Here is a 19112-nt window from a genome sequence, read left to right on the forward strand (position 1 = left end):
GCGGCCTGACGGAGATGATGGCGGGGAGACAGGGGGGCACGGCCTCCCCGGTTTGGGGAGGGACGCGGCGGCGCGGGCGGGGAGGTAGCGACTACCCGATTCGGGGAGGGGTGGTGCGCGATGCGGCCCCGCATCATTCCGCTCACCGCGGGTAGCCCGGGAGCTGCCAGGCGCTTACCCATTTCGAACAGGAGAGTCTGCGTGGAAGTCGTTCGTAACGTTTATCGTGAAGATCACGAGCAGTTCCGCACCACCGTGCGCCGTTTCCTGGAGCGCGAATGTCTGCCGCGTCAGGAAACCTGGCTGGCCGACGGTATCGTCGACCGCGAGACCTGGCAGAAGGCCGGCCGCGAAGGCTTGCTGGGCACCTCGCTGCCGGAAGAGTACGGCGGTGGCGGCGGCGACTTCGGCCATGCGGCGATCATCGCCGAGGAAATGGCCCACGTGGGCGTCAGCGTGAGCTTCGGCCTGCATTCGGACATCGTCGCGCCGTACATTGCGCGCCTGGGTACCGAAGAGCAGAAGCAGCGCTGGCTGCCGGGCGTCTGCGCCGGCGAAACCATTCTCGCCGTGGCGATCACCGAGCCGGGCGGCGGCTCGGACGTCAAGGCGTGCCGCACCACGGCGGTCCGCGATGGTGACGAGTGGGTCATCAACGGCAGCAAGACCTTTATCTCCAACGGCTTTATCTCGGACATGGTGATGGTGGTCTGCAAGACCGACCCGGCGGCCGGCGCCAAGGGCGTGAGCCTGATCATGGTGGAGACCAACCGCGAGGGCTTCCGCCGCGGCCGCAAGCTGCACAAGGTGGGGATGCACTCGCAGGACACCGCCGAGCTGTTCTTCGACAACGTGCGCGTGCCGGCCAGCAACCTGCTGGGCGAGGTTAACAAGGGCTTCGGCTACCTGATGCACGACCTGGCGCAGGAGCGCTTCATCATCGCCGTGGGCGCCGCCTCCAAGCTGGAGCGTCTGCTCGCCCAGACCGTCGAGTATGTAAAGGACCGTAAGGCCTTCGGCGGCACGATCTGGGACTTCCAGAACACCAGGTTCAAGCTCGCCGACATCAAGGCCAATGCCGTGGCGCTGCGCACGATGGTGGACTACTACCTGGCCGAGCACATGCGCCGGGGCCTCTCGGGCGAGGAGGCCGCCATCGCCAAGCTGTACTCCACGGAAGTGCTGTGGAAGTGCATCGACGACATGGTGCAGCTGCACGGTGGCTACGGCTACATGCTCGAATACCCGATCGCCCGGGCGTTCGTGGACATGCGCATCGCGCGCGTCTATGGTGGTTCCAACGAAGTCATGCGTGAGCTCATCACGCGCAAGATGTAAGCAAAACAAGACCAGCGAGGAGACAAGGCAATGTCAAAGCATGTAGTGGTAGCCGGGGTCGGCATGATCCCGTTCAAGAAGCCGGGCCAGAGCGAGTCGTACAGCGTGATGGGCGCCACGGCCGCGAAGCTGGCGCTCGAGGATGCGGGCCTGCCGTACGACAAGATCCAGCAGGCATTCGTTGGCTACGTCTATGGCGATTCCACCTGCGGCCAGGCCGCGCTGTACAAGGTAGGCGTGACGGGCATTCCCATCGTCAACGTCAACAACAACTGCTCCACCGGTTCCAGCGCGCTGTTCCTGGCGCGCCAGGCCGTGGAGTCCGGCGCGGTGGAATGCGCGCTGGCGCTGGGCTTCGAGTTCATGCAGCCGGGTGCGCTCAAGGGCAAGTGGGATGACCGCGAGGGCCCGCTCGATGGCTTTACCGCGATTGGCGGCCATCTGATCCAGGACGCTGTGGACGCCGGCGTGCCGCGCGCGCTGACCCTGTTCGGCGGCGCCGGCCGCGAGCATATGGAGCAGTACGGCACCAAGCTGGAGACCTTTGCCCGCATCCGCGCCAAGGCCAGCCGCCACGCCGCCAACAACCCGCTCGCCGTGTTCCGCGACGTGGTCACGCCGGAAGACATGATGAACGAAAAGGTGATGTGGCCGGGCGTGATGACGCGCTCGATGGCCTGCCCGCCGACCTGCGGCGCCGCCGCCGCCATCGTCTGTACCGAGGCCTTCGCGCGCAAGCACAACCTGCGCACCGACGTGCGCATCCTGGCGCAGTCGATGACGACCGATGTGCCGGACAGCTTCGCGCCGCCGTCGATGATCCGCCTGGTGGGCTTCCACATGGCGCAGAACGCCGCCAAGGCCGTCTACGAGCAGGCTGGCGTGAGCCCGTCCGACATCCAGGTGTGCGAGCTGCACGACTGCTTCGCGCACAACGAGCTGCTGACCTACGAGTCGCTCGGGTTCGCCAAGGTGGGCGAGGCCGAGAAGATGGTGATGGACGGCGACAACACCTATGGCGGCAAGGTTGTCACCAATCCGTCGGGCGGCCTGCTCTCGAAGGGCCACCCGCTGGGCGCGACGGGCCTCGCCCAGTGCTACGAACTGACCAACCAGTTGCGCGGCACGGCCGACAAGCGCCAGGTGGAGAACGTGCAACTCGCGCTGCAGCACAACCTCGGCCTGGGCGGCGCCTGCGTGGTGACGCTGTACGGTCGCGGCTGAACCGTCCAATCGAAGAGGAGATAAGAACATGGCAGACAAGAGCATGATCGGGCTCAGCCTGGGCAAGGGCTCGATCGACGTGGAGATGGGGCGCCTGCGCTTCTTCGCCAAGGCCATCGGCGAGACCGATGCGATCTATACCGATGAAGCCGCCGCGCGCGATGCCGGGCACCCCACGCTGCCCGTGCCGCCGACCTTCCTGATGTGCCTGAACAGCGACGTCTCGGCAGGCGTGGACCGCATGGGCCTGCTGAAGCTGGACCTCGCGCGCATCCTGCACGCCGAGCAGGCGTTCGACTATCACCGGATGGCCTACGCCGGCGATACGCTGCATTTCGAAACCACCGTGACCGATGTGTACGACAAGAAGGGCGGCGCGCTGCACTTCGTGGTCAACACGACGCGCGTGACCAACCAGCGTGGCGAGCACGTGGCCGATATGCGCGGCACGCTCGTGGAACGCCGTGGCTAAGGAGACAATGACCATGCAAGCCCCCCGTTTCAACGATGTGAAGGTTGGCGACAAGCTCCCGCCGCTGGCCCTGCCGGCGATCAACCGCACCACGCTGGCGCTGTACTGCGGCGCCTCCGGCGACCACAACCCGATCCACATCGATCTCGACTTCGCCCGCAAGGCGCGCATGCCGGATGTGTTCGCGCACGGCATGCTCTCCGCCGCCTACCTGGGCCGCCTGCTGACCGGCTGGGTGCCGCAGGCGCAGGTGCGCAACGTGGCCATCCGCTTCACCGGCATCACGCACCTGGGCAACCAGCCGACGTGCACCGGCGTGGTGACCGAGAAATTCGAGGCCGATGGCGAGCAGCGCGTGAAAGTGGCGCTGCGCTGCGCCAACCAGTATGGCGAGGACAAGCTGCTGGGCGAAGCCATCGTCGCCCTGAAATAAGCCGGCTCCCCATCGCACCCCAGACGAATCGATACAGGAAGAACAGACATGAGCAAACTCGCAGGCAAGTCCGCCATCGTCACCGGCTCGGGCCGTGGCATTGGCCGTGAAGTGGCGCTGAAGCTGGCATCCGAAGGTGCCCGCGTGGTGGTGAACGACCTGGACGCCGATCCGGCCGCCGAAGTGGTGGAACTGATCCGCGCGCAGGGCGGCGAAGCCGTGGCATGCGTCGGCAGCGTCACTGCCCCCGATTTCGCCGATCGCCTGGTCAAGACGGCGGTCGAGCACCACAAGGGCATCGACATCATCATCAACAACGCCGGCTACACTTGGGACAACGTCATCCAGAAGATGACCGACGAACAGTGGTATGCCATCCTTGACTGCCATCTGACCGCGCCGTTCCGCATCCTGCGTGCCGCGCAGCCGGTGATCAGCGCCGCTGCCAAGGCCGAAGCGGCCGAGGGCCGGGAGGTGTTCCGCAAGATCGTCAATATCTCGTCCGGCGCGGCGGGCGGCAACCCGGGCCAGTCGAACTACTCGGCAGCCAAGGCCGGCATCCTGGGCATGACCAAGACCCTGGCCAAGGAGTGGGGCCGCCTCAAGGTCAACGTGAACGCGGTGGCCTTTGGCCTGATCGAAACGCGCCTGACACAGGCACTGGCCGGCGACCAGAGCAAGACCGTCAACATCGAAGGCCGCGAGATCAAGGTCGGTGTGCAGCAGGCGATGCTCGACGGCGTGAGCCGCATGACGCCGCTGGGCCGTGCCGGCAAGCCGGAAGAAGCGGCTGGCGCCGTGTATCTGTTCTGCACGCCGGAGTCGAACTTCCTGTCCGGGCAGGTCGTCTACTGCGGTGGTGGCCCCGGCGGCAATTTCTAAGCCCGGCTGCACCCGGAAGACCCACAGAGCGGCCCGACAAGAGGCCGCTACCGCCCCTCTCGGTTGGTGACGGAGACACATCGCATGTACATGACACAATCGCTGCACAGATCGCTGCAGCAACGGCCGGACAAGACGGCCGTGCGTTTCCAGGGCCGCAGCCAGACCTATGCCGAACTTGCCGACCGCGTGGCGCGGCTGGCCGGCGCGCTGAAGAAGCTCGGCGTGACCGACGGCGAGCGCGTGGCGATGTTCTCGCTCAATTCGGCCCGCTATATCGAGTACTACATGGCCGTGCCGTGGGCCGGCGCGGCGCTCAATCCGGTGAACACGCGCTGGAGCGCGGCCGAGATCCTGTATTCGTTCAATGACTCGGGCACCGCCGTGCTGATCGTCGACGACCCCTTCACGGTCGTGGCGCGCAAGGTGGCCGCCGAATGCCCCACGCTGCGCCACGTCATCTACGCCGGCGACGGCGAGACGCCCGAGGGCATGCTGAACTACGAGGCACTGGTTGCCGATAGCGAGCCCGTGGAGGATGCCTACCGTCACGGCGACGACCTGGCCGGCATCTTCTACACGGGCGGCACCACGGGCTTCCCGAAGGGCGTGATGCTCAGCCACACGAACCTCGTCTCCTCGGCCTGCAACCAGCCGATGACGGGTACCTTCGACGAAACGATCGTGATGCTGCACGTCATGCCGATGTTCCACCTGGCATGCTTCGCGGCCATCAACGCGGTCTTCCTGGTCGGCGGCACGCATGTGCCGATGACGGCTTTCGATCCCGGCCAGATGCTGGAGACGATCGCGCGTGGCGCCGTAACCTCGGTGCTGCTGGCGCCGACGATGATCCAGATGGGACTCGACTGGCGCGAGCAGAACCCGCAGCGCGCGGCCGATCTCGACCTCTCGTCGCTCAACCTGATCCGCTACGGCGCCTCGCCGATGACGCCGGCGCTACTGGCCCGCTGCCGGGCCGCGTTCCCGAACGCGCAGTTCGCGCAGGGCTATGGCATGACCGAACTGGCGCCGGTGGCCACGCTGCTCGGCCCCGAGTATCACAGCGATGCCGCCCTGGCGAGCGGCAAGATGCACTCGGTGGGACGGCCCGCGCCGATGGTGGAAGTGAAAATTATCGACCCGCAGGGCCGCGAGGTGCCGCGTGGCACGGTGGGGGAGATCGCCGTGCGCGGCCCCAACGTGATGCTCGGCTACTGGAACCAGCCCGAGGCAACGGCGGAGGCCGTGCGCAACGGCTGGATGCACACCGGCGACGGCGGCTACATGGACACGGACGGCTTCGTGTTCCTGGTGGATCGCATGAAGGACATGATCATCAGCGGCGGCGAGAACGTCTATTCCGCCGAGGTGGAGCGCGCGCTGGCGAGCCACCCCGCGGTGGCGCAGGTCGCCGTGATCGGGGTGCCGCACGAGAAGTGGGGCGAGTCCGTGCACGCGGTGGTGGTGCTGAAGTCAGGCGCGGAAGCCACGTTCGAGTCGATCCAGGGCCATTGCCGGGCGCTGATTGCCGGGTACAAGATCCCGCGCAGCGCCGAGTTTGTGGACGCCCTGCCACTGTCCAGCGTCGGCAAGGTGCTCAAGAACGAGCTGCGCAAGCGCCACTGGAAGTCGTAGGCCTCGATGGTCGCGTCTCCGTGCATCCTGCCCAAGATCGTGCCGCCGCGCCCGGCGAGCGACGCGATCTCGCGCGAGCGGCTGATCGGCCGGCTGCAGGCCGCCAGCGACCGCAAGCTGGTGCTGCTCACGGGCGGCGCCGGCTTTGGCAAGACCACGCTGATGGCGCAGTGGCGCCAGCGGCTCGACAGGGCCGGCGCGCGCGTGGCCTGGCTCACGCTGGCGATGCAGGACGGGGCGTTGCCGACGTTCCGGGGCATCCTGGCCGGCGCGCTCGGGCACGCGGGCCTTGCCATCGAGGCGGGCGAGGGGGGCGGGGAGGCCCTGATCGCCTCGCTGCTGGAAGTGCTGGCGCGCACGCCGGCCGATGTCTACCTGATGATCGACGACTTCCATCATGTGCAGGACCCCGCCACGCTGGCGCTGGTGCAGGCGCTGATCGACGCCATCCTGCCCGGACTGCATCTGGTGATCGCCTCGCGCACCGTGCCCGCGCTGCGGCTTGGGCGGCTGCGGGCCATGGAGGAATTCGTGGAAATCGACGGGGCCGAGCTGACGTTCGACTTCGACGAGACGGCGGCCTTCCTGACCGCGCGCGCGGGCGTGCCGGCCAATGCCGAAGTGGCGCGGCAGGTGCACGAGATTACCGAAGGCTGGCCGGTGGGCGTGCGGCTGGCCGGCCGCACGCGTGACGCCGCCTGCGATAGCCCAGGCGATGTGCCCGCCCGGATGGGTGCCGGCGACAACGGCAACCTGGAGGCCTACCTGTCGGAGGAGGTCATCGACGAACTGCCGGCCTGCCTGCTCGACTTTATGCTGCATGTGTCGGTGCTGCGCAGCTTCCAGGCTGACCTCGCGGCGTTCGTCACCAGCCGCGACGATGCAGCAACCTTGATCGACGAGATTCTCGGGCGCCACGTGTTCCTGCGGCGCGTGGACCGTCGCGACGATCAGGCGTGGTATCGCTTCCATCCGATGTTCGCCGCCTACCTGGACAAGCGCCGGGGGCGGGCGGGCATCGACCCGAAACCGCTCCACCGCCGCGCGGCGCTATGGTTCGTGCAGCAGGGGCGATTCGCCGATGCGATGCGCAGCGCCGCGCTGTGCGACGACCTGGAGCTTGCCACGCAGTTGGTCGATGGCGGGCTGCCGCCGGCGCATTCGCTGGCGCACCTCGGCGTGGTGGCGCGCTGGACCGAAAGCGTGGGCGGCCATCGTATGGCGGCCCATCCGCGGCTGCTGCGCATGGGTGCGTGGGCGGCCGCGCTGACCGCGCGCATGGACCTTGCCGAACGGTGGCTGACACGTCTGGAGACCACCGCGGATGCCGATGGCCTGGCCGAAGACCCCGTCGAGTTGCGGCATCGGTTGCTGCTGCGCGCCGTGCTGGCCACTCATGGCGATGATGAACCCGCCGCGCAGGCCGCCTTGCAGGGGTTGGAATCGATCCCGGCACCGTCGCTGCCGGGCGGGCTGGAGGATATTGAACTGGCGGTGCGCCTGCACTGGCTTTCGGCGCAGGGCCATCATCTGGCCGCGCGCTGCCTCTACAGCGCCCCGGCGGCACGCGCCACGCGAACCGGCCGTGGCGAACTGGCCCTTGTGGCGGCGGCGGCAGCGGCTAACGTGGCGATGCGCGAAGGCAACGCGCTCGAGGCGGAGCGCATCGGCGCCACTGCCCTGCGCCGCGCGCGGACTATCCACGGCAGCGGGGCGCTCTGCGCGACCCTTTGCGCCGGCGTGGTGGCGCAGGCCTGGTTCGAACTTGACCGTCTGGACGAGGCGTACGCGGCGCTGGCCGCATGCCGGATGCGCTTGCGCGGGGCCTCGGCGGAACTGAAGGTGGGCGCCGCGCGCGTCTTCGGCCGCATCCAGGCCCTGCGCGAGCCGCCGCAGGACGCGCTCGCCTACTTCACGCGCGCGGAGGCGCATTTCCGCGCCACCGGCATGGATCGCGGTGTGGTTGCCATGGTCGCCGAACAGCAGCGGCTGGTGCTGTCCTATGGCGACCGCCGGCATGCGCAGGCCCTGCAGGCGGTGCTCGACGGCTACGCCGCACGGCATCCGGGCGACGGCATCCACGATGTGGAGATTGGCGCGGCGGCGGCATTGTCGCGGGCACGGCTGGCGCTGGCGCAGGACGCCCCGCAGGAGGCACTGTCGGCGCTGGAGACGCTGCGGCGGTTCGCCGCGGCGCGCGGTTGCGAGCGACTGCAGGCCGTGGCCGACCTGCTGCAAGCCCGCGCGCTCGAAGCACTGGGCCGCAGCGCACAGGCCCAGGGTTGCGCGCAATCGGCCGTGGCAACGTGCTACCGGCTCGGGCTCCATCGCACCCTGATCGAGGAGGGCGCCGGCCTGCACCCGATGCTGGTGCGCGCCGCCGCGCATGGTGGCGCGGCGCTGGTCGAGCATGTGCGCGCGCGGCTGGGCGAGGCGGGGAGTGCCCCGGCGCTGGCCGTGGCCGCGGTGCCCACGCTTGCTTCACTCCCGCAGGCACCTGCCGCGCCGGTGCGCACCATCGCCGCCACGCCGGGGCTCACCCGGCGCGAACAGGAGGTGCTCGCGCTGCTCGAGCAGTCCATGTCGAACAAGCGCATTGCGCTGACGCTGAACATCAGCGTGCAGACGGTCAAGTGGAACCTCAAGAAGATCTTCGTCAAGCTGCAGGTCACCAGCCGCTACGAAGCCATCGTCGCGGCCCGCAAGCTCGCTACCTGCGAGCAGTGAGCCGGGCATCCTCGTTTCAAATACCCGAAGTCCAACCCTCAGGGAGACACAGCGCATGTATCAGCTCGACCAGTTCTATATCGGCGGCCAGTGGGTGGCGCCAGCCGCGGGCGCCGGCCGCCTCGACATCGTCAATCCGGCCACCGAGGCAGTGATTGGCCGCGTGGCCATGGGCGGCGCGGCCGATGTCGATGCCGCCGTGGCGGCGGCCCGGGCGGCCTTCCCGGCCTGGTCGGCCACCACCCGCGAAACCCGCGTGGACGTGCTGTCGCGGCTGATCGCGCTGTACAAGGCGCGCATGGACGACATCGCGCTGGCCATCCACCACGAGATCGGCGCGCCGCAATGGCTGTGCAAGGTCAAGCAGGCGCCGTTGGGCCTGCAGATGCTGGAGTCCGCGCTGGCCGCGCTGAAGGAAGCGGATTTCACGCGGCAGCTTGGCGGCACCGAGGTCGTCAGCGAGCCGATTGGCGTGGCGGCGCTGATCACGCCGTGGAACTGGCCGGTCACGACGATTGCCACCAAGGTGGGCTCGGCGCTGGCGGCGGGGTGCACGGTGGTGCTGAAGCCTTCGGAGCTGGCGCCACTCGATGCGCGGATCTTCGCCGAGATCGTGCACGCAGCCGAGGTGCCGGCGGGTGTCTTCAATATGGTCTACGGCGATGGGCCGACGGTCGGCGCTGCGCTGTCGCGCCATGGCGACGTGGACGTGATCTCGATCACCGGCTCCACGCGGGCCGGGATCGAGGTGGCGGCGGCGGCGGCCGGCACGGTCAAGCGTGTGCTCCAGGAGCTGGGCGGCAAGTCGGCCAACGTGATTCTGGACGATGCGGACCTGCGCGCGGCGGTCTCGGATGGCGTGGTCAGCTGCATGATCAACTCCGGCCAGACCTGCGTGGCGCCCACGCGGATGCTGGTGCCGCGCCATCTGCACGAGCAGGTCGTGGCCATTGCGGCGGCCACGGTTGCCGCGCTGAAGGTGGGTGACCCGACGCTGCCGGAGAGCAAGGTCGGCTCGATGGCCAACCGGGCGCAGTTCGAGAAGGTCCAGCGCCTGATCGGCATCGGCATCGAGGAGGGCGGGCAGGTCGTGGCGGGGGGGGTTGGCCGGCCCGAGGGGCTGGCGTCAGGCTATTTCGTGCGGCCGACCATCTTCGCCAACATCCGCAACGACGCCACCGTGGCGCGCGAGGAGATCTTTGGCCCGGTGCTGGCGATTCTCCCGTATGACTCGGAGGAAGAGGCGATTGCCATCGCCAATGACACCGAATACGGTCTGGCTGCCTATGTCTGGTCGGGCGATCCGGCGCGGGCACGGCGCGTGGCGGGGCGCCTGCAGGCTGGCATGGTCCGTATCAACGGTGCCCAGCCGCACAGCGGCGCGCCGTTCGGCGGCTACAAGCGCTCCGGCAATGGCCGCGAGTTCGGCAGCTATGGGCTCGCTGAATATATGGAAATCAAGGCCATCGCGGCCTGACCGATGCCTGATCGATGATGCTTGTCCCGGATTGGCGCGCGGTCATTCCGGTGACACGGAATATGGGTATGTGAGTATGGGTAAACGAGAACCCGGACACATGCCCCGGGGAAACGTCCCCAAAGCCATACATTATCAAGACTGCAAAAAGCAGAAAGCCCCGCCGGAGGCGGGGCTTCCCAGGCAAGATATTGCCGGGCGCTTCAGGCGGTAATCAAACTGCCTGAATCTTCGTGGCCTGTTCGCCCTTCTGGCCCATTGCCTTGACGTAGCGGACCTTCTGGCCTTCCTTCAGCGACTTGAAGCCATTGCCTTCAATTGCCGAGAAATGCGCGAACAGGTCGTTGCCGCCTGCGTCCGGGGTGATGAAGCCGAAGCCCTTGGCGTCGTTGAACCACTTAACGGTACCGGTTTCCATATTTCTATCCAACCTTGAATTTCAGATGAGCGCAATCGCCCGACGAGGCATGATCTTCGCAACACCCCGCGTCGAAAACTCGTTTGAGGGCAGTGCGCATGCGAGGACCCATTCTGCCGGTTTTTTTTCGCGTGTCAATCGGACTAACCCCCTAACGGTATTTCGGCATGCAAACAGCAGATATTAGAGTTTTCTACATCGAAAGCGGTTTTGTCTGACATCTGAAGGGCTTACGCGATGATAAGACAGCTATATCAGCATAGCGAGTATCGATAGTCGGTACGAATTCGCGCGATTCCGTTCCGCCCGGCAGTGCGGCAGTCCGGCCGTGCGTCAGTGCGGCCGGCGCCGGCGCGCAATGCTTCAAACTCCTGTACTCCATATGGACTATGGCATTTGGCGGACGATGCCACGACAATGGCGGCCAATACAAAACAGCGGCGCCCGGACATCGGGCGGCGCGCGCGCCCAAGGCGCAATTTGAACGAAGAACGGGGATTTTCATGTCATTCGAGCCATAGCCTGGCCGACCGGACGTGCCGTGCGCGCGTCGCAGCGTCGGCCCGCCTCGGTCCATGTCGGCCCGCATCCGGGTTGGACGGACACCCGCCACAATTTTTCACAATCCATTCCCAGCGAATGCCCTAGCATCGCCCCTTGCCCGGCACATTAGGGAAAATCCCGTATCAATGGCCACGGGGACGGGCATCGCGCGGGCAGCGCCGCCAACGGCGCGCCCAAGGCATAACAGAAGAAGCGGATAACAGCCAGTGAAGCAAGTGCAACGTTCAATCCGGGGACTTTTCGGCAATGCCGGCGATGCCAGCCAGGCGCCGTCGCGGGCCGCCGCCACATGGCAGCGCGCCATGGCGGTCGTGGCGGTACTGGCGTCCGCGCTCGGCGTGGTGCTTGCCACGCTGACGCCTTCGACGGCGGTTCAGGCCCAGCCGGCGGCCGATCTGGCCCAGCCGGCAGCGCCCAACGTCGCCTTCCACTATGGCAGCAAGCCGCCCGTGGATGCCCTGCAGGCCTTCGACGTGGCCGTGGTGGAGCCCGACAGCGGCTTCGATCCGCGCCGCGCCGCCACGCCGCAGACAGCGTGGTTCGCCTACGTCAGCCTGGGCGAGGTGCTGCCCAGCCGGGCCTACTTCCAGGACATCCCCAAAAATTGGCTGGTCGGCAGCAATGACGCCTGGCAGGCACGCGTGGTTGACCAGGCCGCCGACGGCTGGCCGGCATTCTATGTGGACAAGGTCATCGCCCCGCTGTGGGAGCGCGGCTATCGCGGCTTCTTCCTCGATACGCTCGACTCCTATCACCTGGTAGCCAAGACCGATGCCGAGCGCGCCCGGCAGGAAGCCGGCATGGTGCGCGTGATCCAGGCCATCAAGGCCCGTTACCCCGAGGCCCGGCTGCTGTTCAACCGGGGCTTCGAGATCCTGCCGCAGGTACACGGCCTGGTCTACGGCGTGGTGTTCGAATCGCTGTTCCGGGGCTGGAACCAGGCGCAGGGCCGCTATACCGAGGTCAGCCAGCAGGACCGCGACTGGCTGCTGGCGCAGGCCCGCGTCATCCGCGAGCAGTACAAGCTGCCGGTGATTTCCATCGATTACTGCCCGCCGGCCGACCGCCGCTGCGCCCGCGACACCGCGCGCCGCATCCGCGCGCTCGGCATCACGCCGTACGTGACCGATTCCGGCCTGCAGACCGTGGGCGTCGGCCAGATCGAGGTCATGCCGCGCCGCGTGCTGGTGGTGCAGGAGAGCGAGCCCGGCGTGGCCATCGACAACACCGAGGGCGTGCGTTTCGTCTCCATGCCGATCAACTACCTGGGCTACCGGGTGGATTTCGCCGAGACGCGCGATCCGCTGCCCGAGATCGGCCCGGACCGCTATGCGGGCGTGGTGGTCTGGTCCAACGGCTATTTCACCCAGCAGCCCGGCCGCTTCCTGGCCTGGGTGGAGAAGCAGATGGCCCAGGGCGTGCCCGTGGTCTTCATGAACGGCTTCGGCGCCCCCGTGGCCGGCTCGCTGGCGCGTACGCTGGGGCTCAAGCCGGTGAAGGGCCGCGTCTCCGGGCCGGTGTCGATCGTGTCGAAGGACCCGATGCTGGGTTTCGAGATGCCGGTCGCCCCGGACCGCTCGGAAGCGGTGCCGGTGCAGGTGCAGGAGGGCGCGGCCAACACGCGGTCGCTGCTGCGCATGCGCTCGGGCACGCTGACCTATGATGCCGCGGCCATTACGCCATGGGGCGGATACGTCACAGGGCCTTACGCGGTGCGCCAGAACGCGGCCACCGACCAGGACCGCTGGATCATCCAGCCGCTCCAGTTCCTGCGCGAGGCGCTGCGCCTGCCGCAGATGCCCGTCCCGGATTCCAGCACGGAGAGCGGCCGCCGCCTGCTGACCATCCATATCGATGGCGACGGCTTTGCCTCCAAGGCTGAAATTCCTGGCGGGGGCTTCTCGGGCGAGGTGCTGTTCCGCGAGATCTTCGACAAATACCGCCTGCCGATGACCATGTCGGTGATCGAAGGCGAAGTGGGCAAGTCGGGCATGTACCCGAAGCTGACGGCGGAACTGGAGCCGATTGCCCGCAAGATCTTCGCCCAGCCGTACGTGGAAGTGGCCAGCCACACCTACTCGCACCCGTTCGAGTGGGGCCGTACCGTGCCCGGCCACGAGAGTGATGCCCGCATCCAGGAGGGTGACGAGGCCTATCACCTGGCGATTCCCGGCTACAAGATGGACCTGAACCGCGAGATCGGCGGGTCGATCGACTACATCAACAGGGTGCTGGCGCCCCCGGGCAAGCCGGTGAAGATGGTGCTGTGGCCCGGCGACTGCCAGGCCCCGCCCGAGGCGCTCAAGCTGACCGAGCAGGCCGGCGTGCTGAACATGAATGGTGGCGACACCATGATCACGCGCAGCAACCCCAGCTGGACCGCGATTGCGCCGCTGGGCATCCACAAGGCCGACAACACCTTCCAGGTGTTTGCCACCAACCAGAACGAGAACATCTACACCAACCTGTGGCATGGCCCGTTCTACGGCTTCGAGCGCGTAATCGAGACCTACGAGCTGACCGAGAAGCCGTACCGCTTCAAGGCCGTGAACATCTACTACCACAGCTATTCGGGCACCAAGGTGGCGTCCCTGCGGGCGCTGCGCAAGGTCTATGACTACGTGCTCACGCAGCCGCTGCTGCCGATGCATTCCACCGACTACGTGCTCAAGGTCATCGACTGGCAGGGCATGGCCGTGGCGCGCGAGCTGGGCGAGGGCGCGAATGGTGAGAGTGGTGAGAGTGGTGAGATGGGCGCGCCGGCCGCCGGGGCCTGGGTGGTGCGCGGCGATGGCAACCTGCGCAACCTGCGCTGGAACGGCACGGGCGTGCCGGACGTGGCCACCGCGCGCGGCGTGACCGGTTCGTCGCCGGCGCCGGGCGGCGGCACCTACGTGCACCTCGATGGCGGCAATGCGCGCTTCCAGATCGTGCCGGCCGCCACGCTCGCCGTGCCCGAGATCCCCGAGGCCAACGGCCTGGTGCGCGACTGGCAGCGCGATGGCCAGGTCACGCGCTTCCGTTTCAGCGGCTACTACAAGCCTTTCTTCCGGCTGGCCAATGCCGGCCAGTGCAGTGTGACGGTCGACGGCAAGCCCGTGGCCGGTATGCGCGAGCGCAACACGCTGCGAATCGATACCCCCGCGGTGAATGATCCGATCCATGTCCAGCAACAAGTCGAAGTCCGCTGCGCCGGCTGAGCGCGAGCGGCTGTTGCCGCCCGCGCTGGTCCTGACTTTCACCGCCATGGTGGGGGTGGGGCTGGCGCTGATGTTCCCGCGTGAAACGCTGCGCGAGCGCCTGCTCGGCCAGGGCCGCACCGTCGATGGCCTGACCGTGGCCTACCTCGAGGCGTGGTCGCGCGTGGCCCCCAACGACACCAGTTTCATGGGTGTGCTGGCGGAGCAGTACGCCCGCAGCGGCCGGCTCGATGACGCCGAGGCCATGCTCGCCCGCATGCAGGCGGTGCAGGGCGCGGACCTGAGCGGCCCGATCCTGCGCACGCGGATCGAGATCTCCCAGCAGCGCGCCTACGCGGCGCTGCCGGAGACGCCCGAGCGCGCGCAGCGGCTGGCGACCATGAACGACCTGCTGAAGGACGCCACCACGCCGGCGCAGATGCGCAAGTGGTCGCTCGCGGATCTGCAGGCGCTGGCCACGCAGTCGCGCCAGATCGGCGCGGCGGACCCGGCCGGCAAGCTGTTCCGCGAACTGGCCGTGCGCGACCCCGGCAACGCGGACTTCTACAACAAGCAACTGGCCGGCATCGCGCTGGCCGGCGGCAACTATCGTGACTCCGCCCAGGCGCTGTTCGACGCGCAGGCGCGCGCCAAGAACCTGTACGAGCAGCGCACGCTGTTCCTCCAGGCGCTGCAGACGCTGCAATCGGGCAACCTGCTCGACGAGGCGCTGGCGGAAGCCGAGCACCGGGGCGGCAAGCTGCTCGATGATGCCGAGGTGCTGCGCTACCTGACAAAACTGGCGCTGGCGGCGGGCAAGCCCGAGCTGGCGGCGAAGTACGTCGAGCGGCTGCTGAAGCTGTCGGCCAACAAGCCGATGGGCGCGACACTGCTCGCGCAGGCCCATCTCCGGCGCGTCTCCGACACCGAACCGTGGCTGGCCCGCGAGGTGGTGTTCCTCGACGGCCCGCGCGGCGTGGCGCTGCGCGAGCGGCTGGCGGCAGCCGGCGAACTCGGCGTGCGCCACGTGGCGGACACCGGCAACCTCTCGCAGGCCGACGCCCAGGCGGCGGCCAAGGCCGAGGTGGCGGCTGCGGCGGCTGCAGCGGCCAAAGACGGCAAGGCGTTCAATCCGGACGACTACGATCTCGCTTATCGCGTGTTCCTGGCCGCCGGCAAGCTCGACCAGGCGCAGCGCGTGGCGCAGACCGCCGTGCAGAAGCTGCCGAACGAGCCGGTCTGGCGCGAGCGGCTGGCACAGGTGGCCGAATGGAACCGCCAGCCGATGATCGCGCTGCAAAGCTGGCTCCAGTACGCCCAGGCCACCAACGACGAACGTGCGTGGAACAACGTCATGCGGCTGGCGCCGGGGCTGTCCGACGACCGCGCCTATCTGGCGGCGCTGCGGCACCGTGCCGGCAGCGGGGACCTGAAGACCATCGACGAGGTGGTGGCCGCCTACGAACGCCTCGGCGAGCCCGAGGCCGGCATGGCCTTCCTCGATTCCCTGAGCAGCGGCCCGCACGGCCGCGCGGTGATGGAGCGCAACGCGCAGCTGGCCGAGCGCGCCGGCCGCGACAGCCGCGCCTTCGAACTGTATGGCCAGCTGCAGCAGCGCTTCGGCGCGCAGCCCGAGTACGCGCTCAAGCGCGCCAACATGCTCTATGTGAATGGCCGCCTGACGCAGGCCATGGACGCGCTGCTCCCGGCACGCGCCAAGGCCGGCCCGCGCGACCTGCTGTACTGGCGCACCTACACCGAGCTGGCGCGCCTGACGCAGCGCGATGACCTGCTCACGGACGGCTACCGCCAGATGATGATCGCGGTTGGCAACACGCACGACGACCATTGCATGGCAATGCCGCCCGGCGCTGCCCGCAACGACTGCCTGGCCGAGGTGCGCGATACCGAGGAAGCCGATTTCTCGAACCTGATCCAGTACTACGACACGACGCCCATCGATGCGGGCCGGATTGCCGAGGCCGGCTGGCGCAAGAGCGGCAAGCGCGAGCAGTTCGAACTCGCCATCTATTACTACACGCGCGCCCATGCCTACGTGCGCGTGGAACGGCTGTTTGCCAGCCTCACGCCCGAGCAGAAGCGCGACGCCGAAGGCTCGGCGACGTTCCTGATGCGTCGCGCCGAGTACTGGCGCCTGACCGGCGACCGCGAGCACGCGCTGGCCGACCTGCGCCACGCGGTAGGCCAGTCCGATGCGGACAGCGAGACCTTTGCCGCCCTGCTGTGGGCGCTGGTCGACATGGGGACGGACAGCGAAGTGCGCGCCGTGATGCAGCGGCTGAAGCCCGAGGCCGAGGACGATCCCGGCCTGTGGGGCGCCTATGCCGCCGGCGCCATGCGCTTCCAGGACGGGCGCACCGCGCTGCACTACCTGCACAAGATCCAGATGGGCAAGAGCGCCGATCCGCTCTGGCTGGGCCTGATGGCCGATGCGTACGAGGCCATCGGCCAGACGCAGATGGCATGGCGCATCCGCAAGCAGGCGTGGATCGACCTCCATCACGCGTGGTCTCCGGCGGGGCAGAAGGGCGCCGAGGTGCCGCACGCCGGTGAGGAGGACGACGCGGCCAGCGACCCCGAGGACGAGGAAAACGCGCAGGGCGCCCCGGCGCGCGCGGACCTGCGCCGCCAGACCGTGGCACTGGGCCAGATATTTGCATCGGGCGATGTCTCGCGCAATCTGGTGATAGAAATGCTGCGCCGCGACCGCGCGGAAGTGGCCGCACGCCGTCAGTCGCCGGGTGAGTCGCCGGCCGTCACGGGGGCCTCGAAGCTTGGCAACGTGCCGGGTTTGCCGCCGCTGGTGGTGGCGCCGCCCGCCGAGCTGACCGAGCGCGAGCGCCGGCGCCAGAGCCTGATCTCGGCCGCCAGCCGCGAGGTGGCGCTGGCCTGGGCGATGTCGTCGGAGTCGAACGAGCTGGCCCGCGCGTGGCTGGCGCGGCAGTACGTCAAGACGCTCCAGCGCCCGGCCTATGCCGAAGTGTCGATCGCGCTCGACAACAACGACATGAATGCACTGGACCGCATCATGGAGCGTCAGGCGGGCCGCGTGCCCGTGGCGAACCAGATCGAGGCCAATCGCCAGCTTGACCGCATCTCGGCCGCGCAGACGCAGGCGTTCGAGACCCAGGAGCTGGCCCGCACCGACGACACCCTGCAGGAGACCCTGCAGGATGCGCTGCTGTTCAACGCGCAGGCCATCGAGCCGCGCGTGACCTTCCAGCACCAGAAGCCGCTCGAATACTTCGAGTACAGCCTGGGCGCCGGCGCCCGGCTGTGGGATGGCTACGCGGTGGGCCTGCGCGGCGTGTTCCGCGACCAGCGCAGCACCGATCCGACCCAGCTGGCCAACGTGCCGGCCGGCGACCGCCGCGCCGAGCTGACGCTGGACTACCGCGACTCCCAGAAGCGCTGGCTGGTAGGTGTGGGCCGCCGTGATGGCCTGGAAAGCTTCACCACTGCGCGCATGACCGGCCAGTGGAATATGGAAAGCCGGGTGTCGTTCACGACGCTGGCGGGCTACAACCAGCCGGCCGACGAGTCGTCGCAACTGCGCGTGGGCGGCATGAAGGATGTGCTGGGCGCCGGCGCCACGTGGCGGCTGGGCCTGCGCGAGTTCATCAGCGGGCGCTTCGAGTACAGCCATTTCTATGGCCAGGACCGCAGCGCGCTGGGCCATGGCCTGCTGTTCGACGTGGAGGCGGGCTACCGCATCCGCACGCAGTATCCCGACTACACGGTACGCGCCGTGGCCACGCGCGGCATCTACACCCGCAACAGCGGCACGCTGACGCCGGCCCTGCAGCGGCTGATGCCGGCCGATGACGACGAGGCAAACACGGCGTTCTATATGCCGCAGAGCTTCACGCAGACCGGCGTGCTGTTCGGCTTCGGCACCGACCTGCTTGCCGAATACACGCGCAAGTGGCGGCCATTCGCGGAGGTGGGTGCGCTGTACGACTCGCGCGCCGGGCACAACTTCCACGGGCAGGCGGGCGTGGCCGGCTCGGTGTTCGGCAACGACCACCTGGCGCTGTATATCTCGCACGACACCGCGGCCCGCACCAGCGGGACGCCGCTGACCGAGGTCGGCCTGCGCTATCGCTGGCTGTACTGAAGATTGACGACGAAGGTTTTCAAGGTAAACGAGGGGAATCCCATGAAAATGACAATGACTGGCAAGGGCCGCATCGGGCGGCTGGCGGCATGGATCGGCACCGTTGGCGCGGCGCTGTGGCTGGCGGGTTGCGCGGTGACGGATGTGGGCCGCGCGCCGCAAATGGCGCCCGGCGACACGGTGGCGGTGCTGCCGATCGTCAACTACACCGAGACGCCGCAGGCCGGCCTGCGCGCCGAAGCCATCGCCGAATCGCTGCTGAAGACCGGCGGCATTGCCAACCTGAAGCGCTATCCGGCTTCGCTGAACCCGGAAACGCTGTTCGAGCCGGCCGAGCGGGAGTCCGTGGGCAAGGCGCTGGAATGGGCCCGCGGCGAGCGCGCCCGCTACGCGCTGACCGGCGCGGTGCAGGAATGGCGCTATAAGGTAGGTGTGGATGGCGAGCCGGCGGTGGGCATCTCGCTGCAACTGATCGACGTGGCCAGCGGCCAGGTGGTGTGGTCGGCCACGGGCAGCGACAGCGGCTGGAGCCGCGCCTCGCTGTCGGGCACCGCGCAGAAACTGCTGCGCCGCCTGCTGGCGCCGCTGATGCAGGGCTGATCGCGTTCTCGGACGCTGTAGA

Annotated in this window: 12 protein-coding genes; 11 read left to right on the plus strand and 1 reads right to left on the minus strand. The window is 68.0% G+C overall.

The window, feature by feature from the left end; all coding sequences use genetic code 11:
• Positions 1–201: 201 nt before the first annotated feature.
• The 8 genes from SB751_RS12040 (at position 202) to SB751_RS12075 (ending at position 10191) form a co-directional block, all read left to right on the plus strand.
• Positions 202–1338: an acyl-CoA dehydrogenase family protein gene (locus SB751_RS12040; RefSeq protein ID WP_144196927.1), complete on the plus strand. Its 1137-nt coding sequence runs from the start codon at positions 202–204 to the stop codon at positions 1336–1338.
• 30 nt (positions 1339–1368) lie between these two features.
• Complete coding sequence (locus SB751_RS12045) at positions 1369–2562, plus strand: lipid-transfer protein (protein WP_410748084.1); 1194 nt, start codon at positions 1369–1371, stop codon at positions 2560–2562.
• A 28-nt stretch (positions 2563–2590) separates the two neighbouring features.
• The gene (locus SB751_RS12050; RefSeq protein WP_144196929.1) at positions 2591–3034 is read left to right on the plus strand and encodes a MaoC family dehydratase N-terminal domain-containing protein; all 444 of its coding nucleotides are present in this window, start codon (positions 2591–2593) and stop codon (positions 3032–3034) included.
• 13 nt (positions 3035–3047) lie between these two features.
• Positions 3048–3467: a MaoC family dehydratase gene (locus tag SB751_RS12055; protein WP_144196930.1), complete on the plus strand. Its 420-nt coding sequence runs from the start codon at positions 3048–3050 to the stop codon at positions 3465–3467.
• Positions 3468–3515: 48 nt separating this feature from the next.
• On the plus strand, positions 3516–4349 hold the full coding sequence (locus SB751_RS12060; RefSeq protein ID WP_092297054.1) for an SDR family NAD(P)-dependent oxidoreductase: 834 nt from the start codon (positions 3516–3518) through the stop codon (positions 4347–4349).
• Positions 4350–4433: 84 nt separating this feature from the next.
• Positions 4434–5987: a long-chain-fatty-acid--CoA ligase gene (locus SB751_RS12065; protein ID WP_211943566.1), complete on the plus strand. Its 1554-nt coding sequence runs from the start codon at positions 4434–4436 to the stop codon at positions 5985–5987.
• A 6-nt stretch (positions 5988–5993) separates the two neighbouring features.
• Positions 5994–8714 (plus strand): LuxR C-terminal-related transcriptional regulator, encoded by a 2721-nt coding sequence (locus SB751_RS12070; protein ID WP_211943565.1) that lies wholly within the window; start codon positions 5994–5996, stop codon positions 8712–8714.
• A gap of 55 nt (positions 8715–8769) precedes the next feature.
• Entirely contained in the window at positions 8770–10191 is a 1422-nt protein-coding gene (locus SB751_RS12075) for an aldehyde dehydrogenase family protein (RefSeq protein WP_144196933.1), read from the plus strand.
• Positions 10192–10405: 214 nt separating this feature from the next.
• Here SB751_RS12075 and SB751_RS12080 read toward each other — a convergent pair whose 3' ends face one another.
• The gene (locus SB751_RS12080; RefSeq protein ID WP_039009350.1) at positions 10406–10609 is read right to left on the minus strand and encodes a cold-shock protein; all 204 of its coding nucleotides are present in this window, start codon (positions 10607–10609) and stop codon (positions 10406–10408) included.
• Between the two features lie 866 nt (positions 10610–11475).
• On the opposite strand from SB751_RS12080, the gene SB751_RS12085 reads away from it, so the two are divergent.
• Genes SB751_RS12085 through SB751_RS12095 form a run of 3 tightly spaced genes read left to right on the plus strand, consistent with a single transcriptional unit; the run spans position 11476 to position 19090 of the window.
• Complete coding sequence (locus SB751_RS12085; RefSeq protein ID WP_410748117.1) at positions 11476–14373, plus strand: bifunctional glycoside hydrolase 114/ polysaccharide deacetylase family protein; 2898 nt, start codon at positions 11476–11478, stop codon at positions 14371–14373.
• The gene (locus SB751_RS12090) at positions 14336–18490 is read left to right on the plus strand and encodes a tetratricopeptide repeat protein (protein WP_410748085.1); all 4155 of its coding nucleotides are present in this window, start codon (positions 14336–14338) and stop codon (positions 18488–18490) included. Before SB751_RS12085 ends, SB751_RS12090 begins: the two co-directional genes overlap by 38 nt.
• Before the next feature lie 48 nt (positions 18491–18538).
• The gene (locus tag SB751_RS12095; RefSeq protein ID WP_246118934.1) at positions 18539–19090 is read left to right on the plus strand and encodes a penicillin-binding protein activator LpoB; all 552 of its coding nucleotides are present in this window, start codon (positions 18539–18541) and stop codon (positions 19088–19090) included.
• The last annotated feature ends 22 nt before the right edge of the window (positions 19091–19112 follow it).

It is taken from the genome of Cupriavidus sp. SIMBA_020 (assembly GCF_046535395.1).
GTDB lineage: Bacteria > Pseudomonadota > Gammaproteobacteria > Burkholderiales > Burkholderiaceae > Cupriavidus > Cupriavidus campinensis.

Bases quoted from the DNA above. Each gene is read 5' to 3' on its own strand.
- SB751_RS12090 (WP_410748085.1), top strand. From the start codon at position 14,336: ATGTCCAGCAACAAGTCGAAGTCCGCTGCGCCGGCTGAGCGCGAGCGG.
- SB751_RS12055 (WP_144196930.1), top strand. From the start codon at position 3,048: ATGCAAGCCCCCCGTTTCAACGATGTGAAGGTTGGCGACAAGCTCCCG.
- SB751_RS12050 (WP_144196929.1), top strand. From the start codon at position 2,591: ATGGCAGACAAGAGCATGATCGGGCTCAGCCTGGGCAAGGGCTCGATC.
- SB751_RS12060 (WP_092297054.1), top strand. From the start codon at position 3,516: ATGAGCAAACTCGCAGGCAAGTCCGCCATCGTCACCGGCTCGGGCCGT.
- SB751_RS12085 (WP_410748117.1), top strand. From the start codon at position 11,476: ATGGCGGTCGTGGCGGTACTGGCGTCCGCGCTCGGCGTGGTGCTTGCC.
- SB751_RS12075 (WP_144196933.1), top strand. From the start codon at position 8,770: ATGTATCAGCTCGACCAGTTCTATATCGGCGGCCAGTGGGTGGCGCCA.
- SB751_RS12095 (WP_246118934.1), top strand. From the start codon at position 18,539: ATGACAATGACTGGCAAGGGCCGCATCGGGCGGCTGGCGGCATGGATC.
- SB751_RS12045 (WP_410748084.1), top strand. From the start codon at position 1,369: ATGTCAAAGCATGTAGTGGTAGCCGGGGTCGGCATGATCCCGTTCAAG.
- SB751_RS12070 (WP_211943565.1), top strand. From the start codon at position 5,994: ATGGTCGCGTCTCCGTGCATCCTGCCCAAGATCGTGCCGCCGCGCCCG.
- SB751_RS12065 (WP_211943566.1), top strand. From the start codon at position 4,434: ATGTACATGACACAATCGCTGCACAGATCGCTGCAGCAACGGCCGGAC.
- SB751_RS12080 (WP_039009350.1), bottom strand. From the start codon at position 10,609: ATGGAAACCGGTACCGTTAAGTGGTTCAACGACGCCAAGGGCTTCGGC.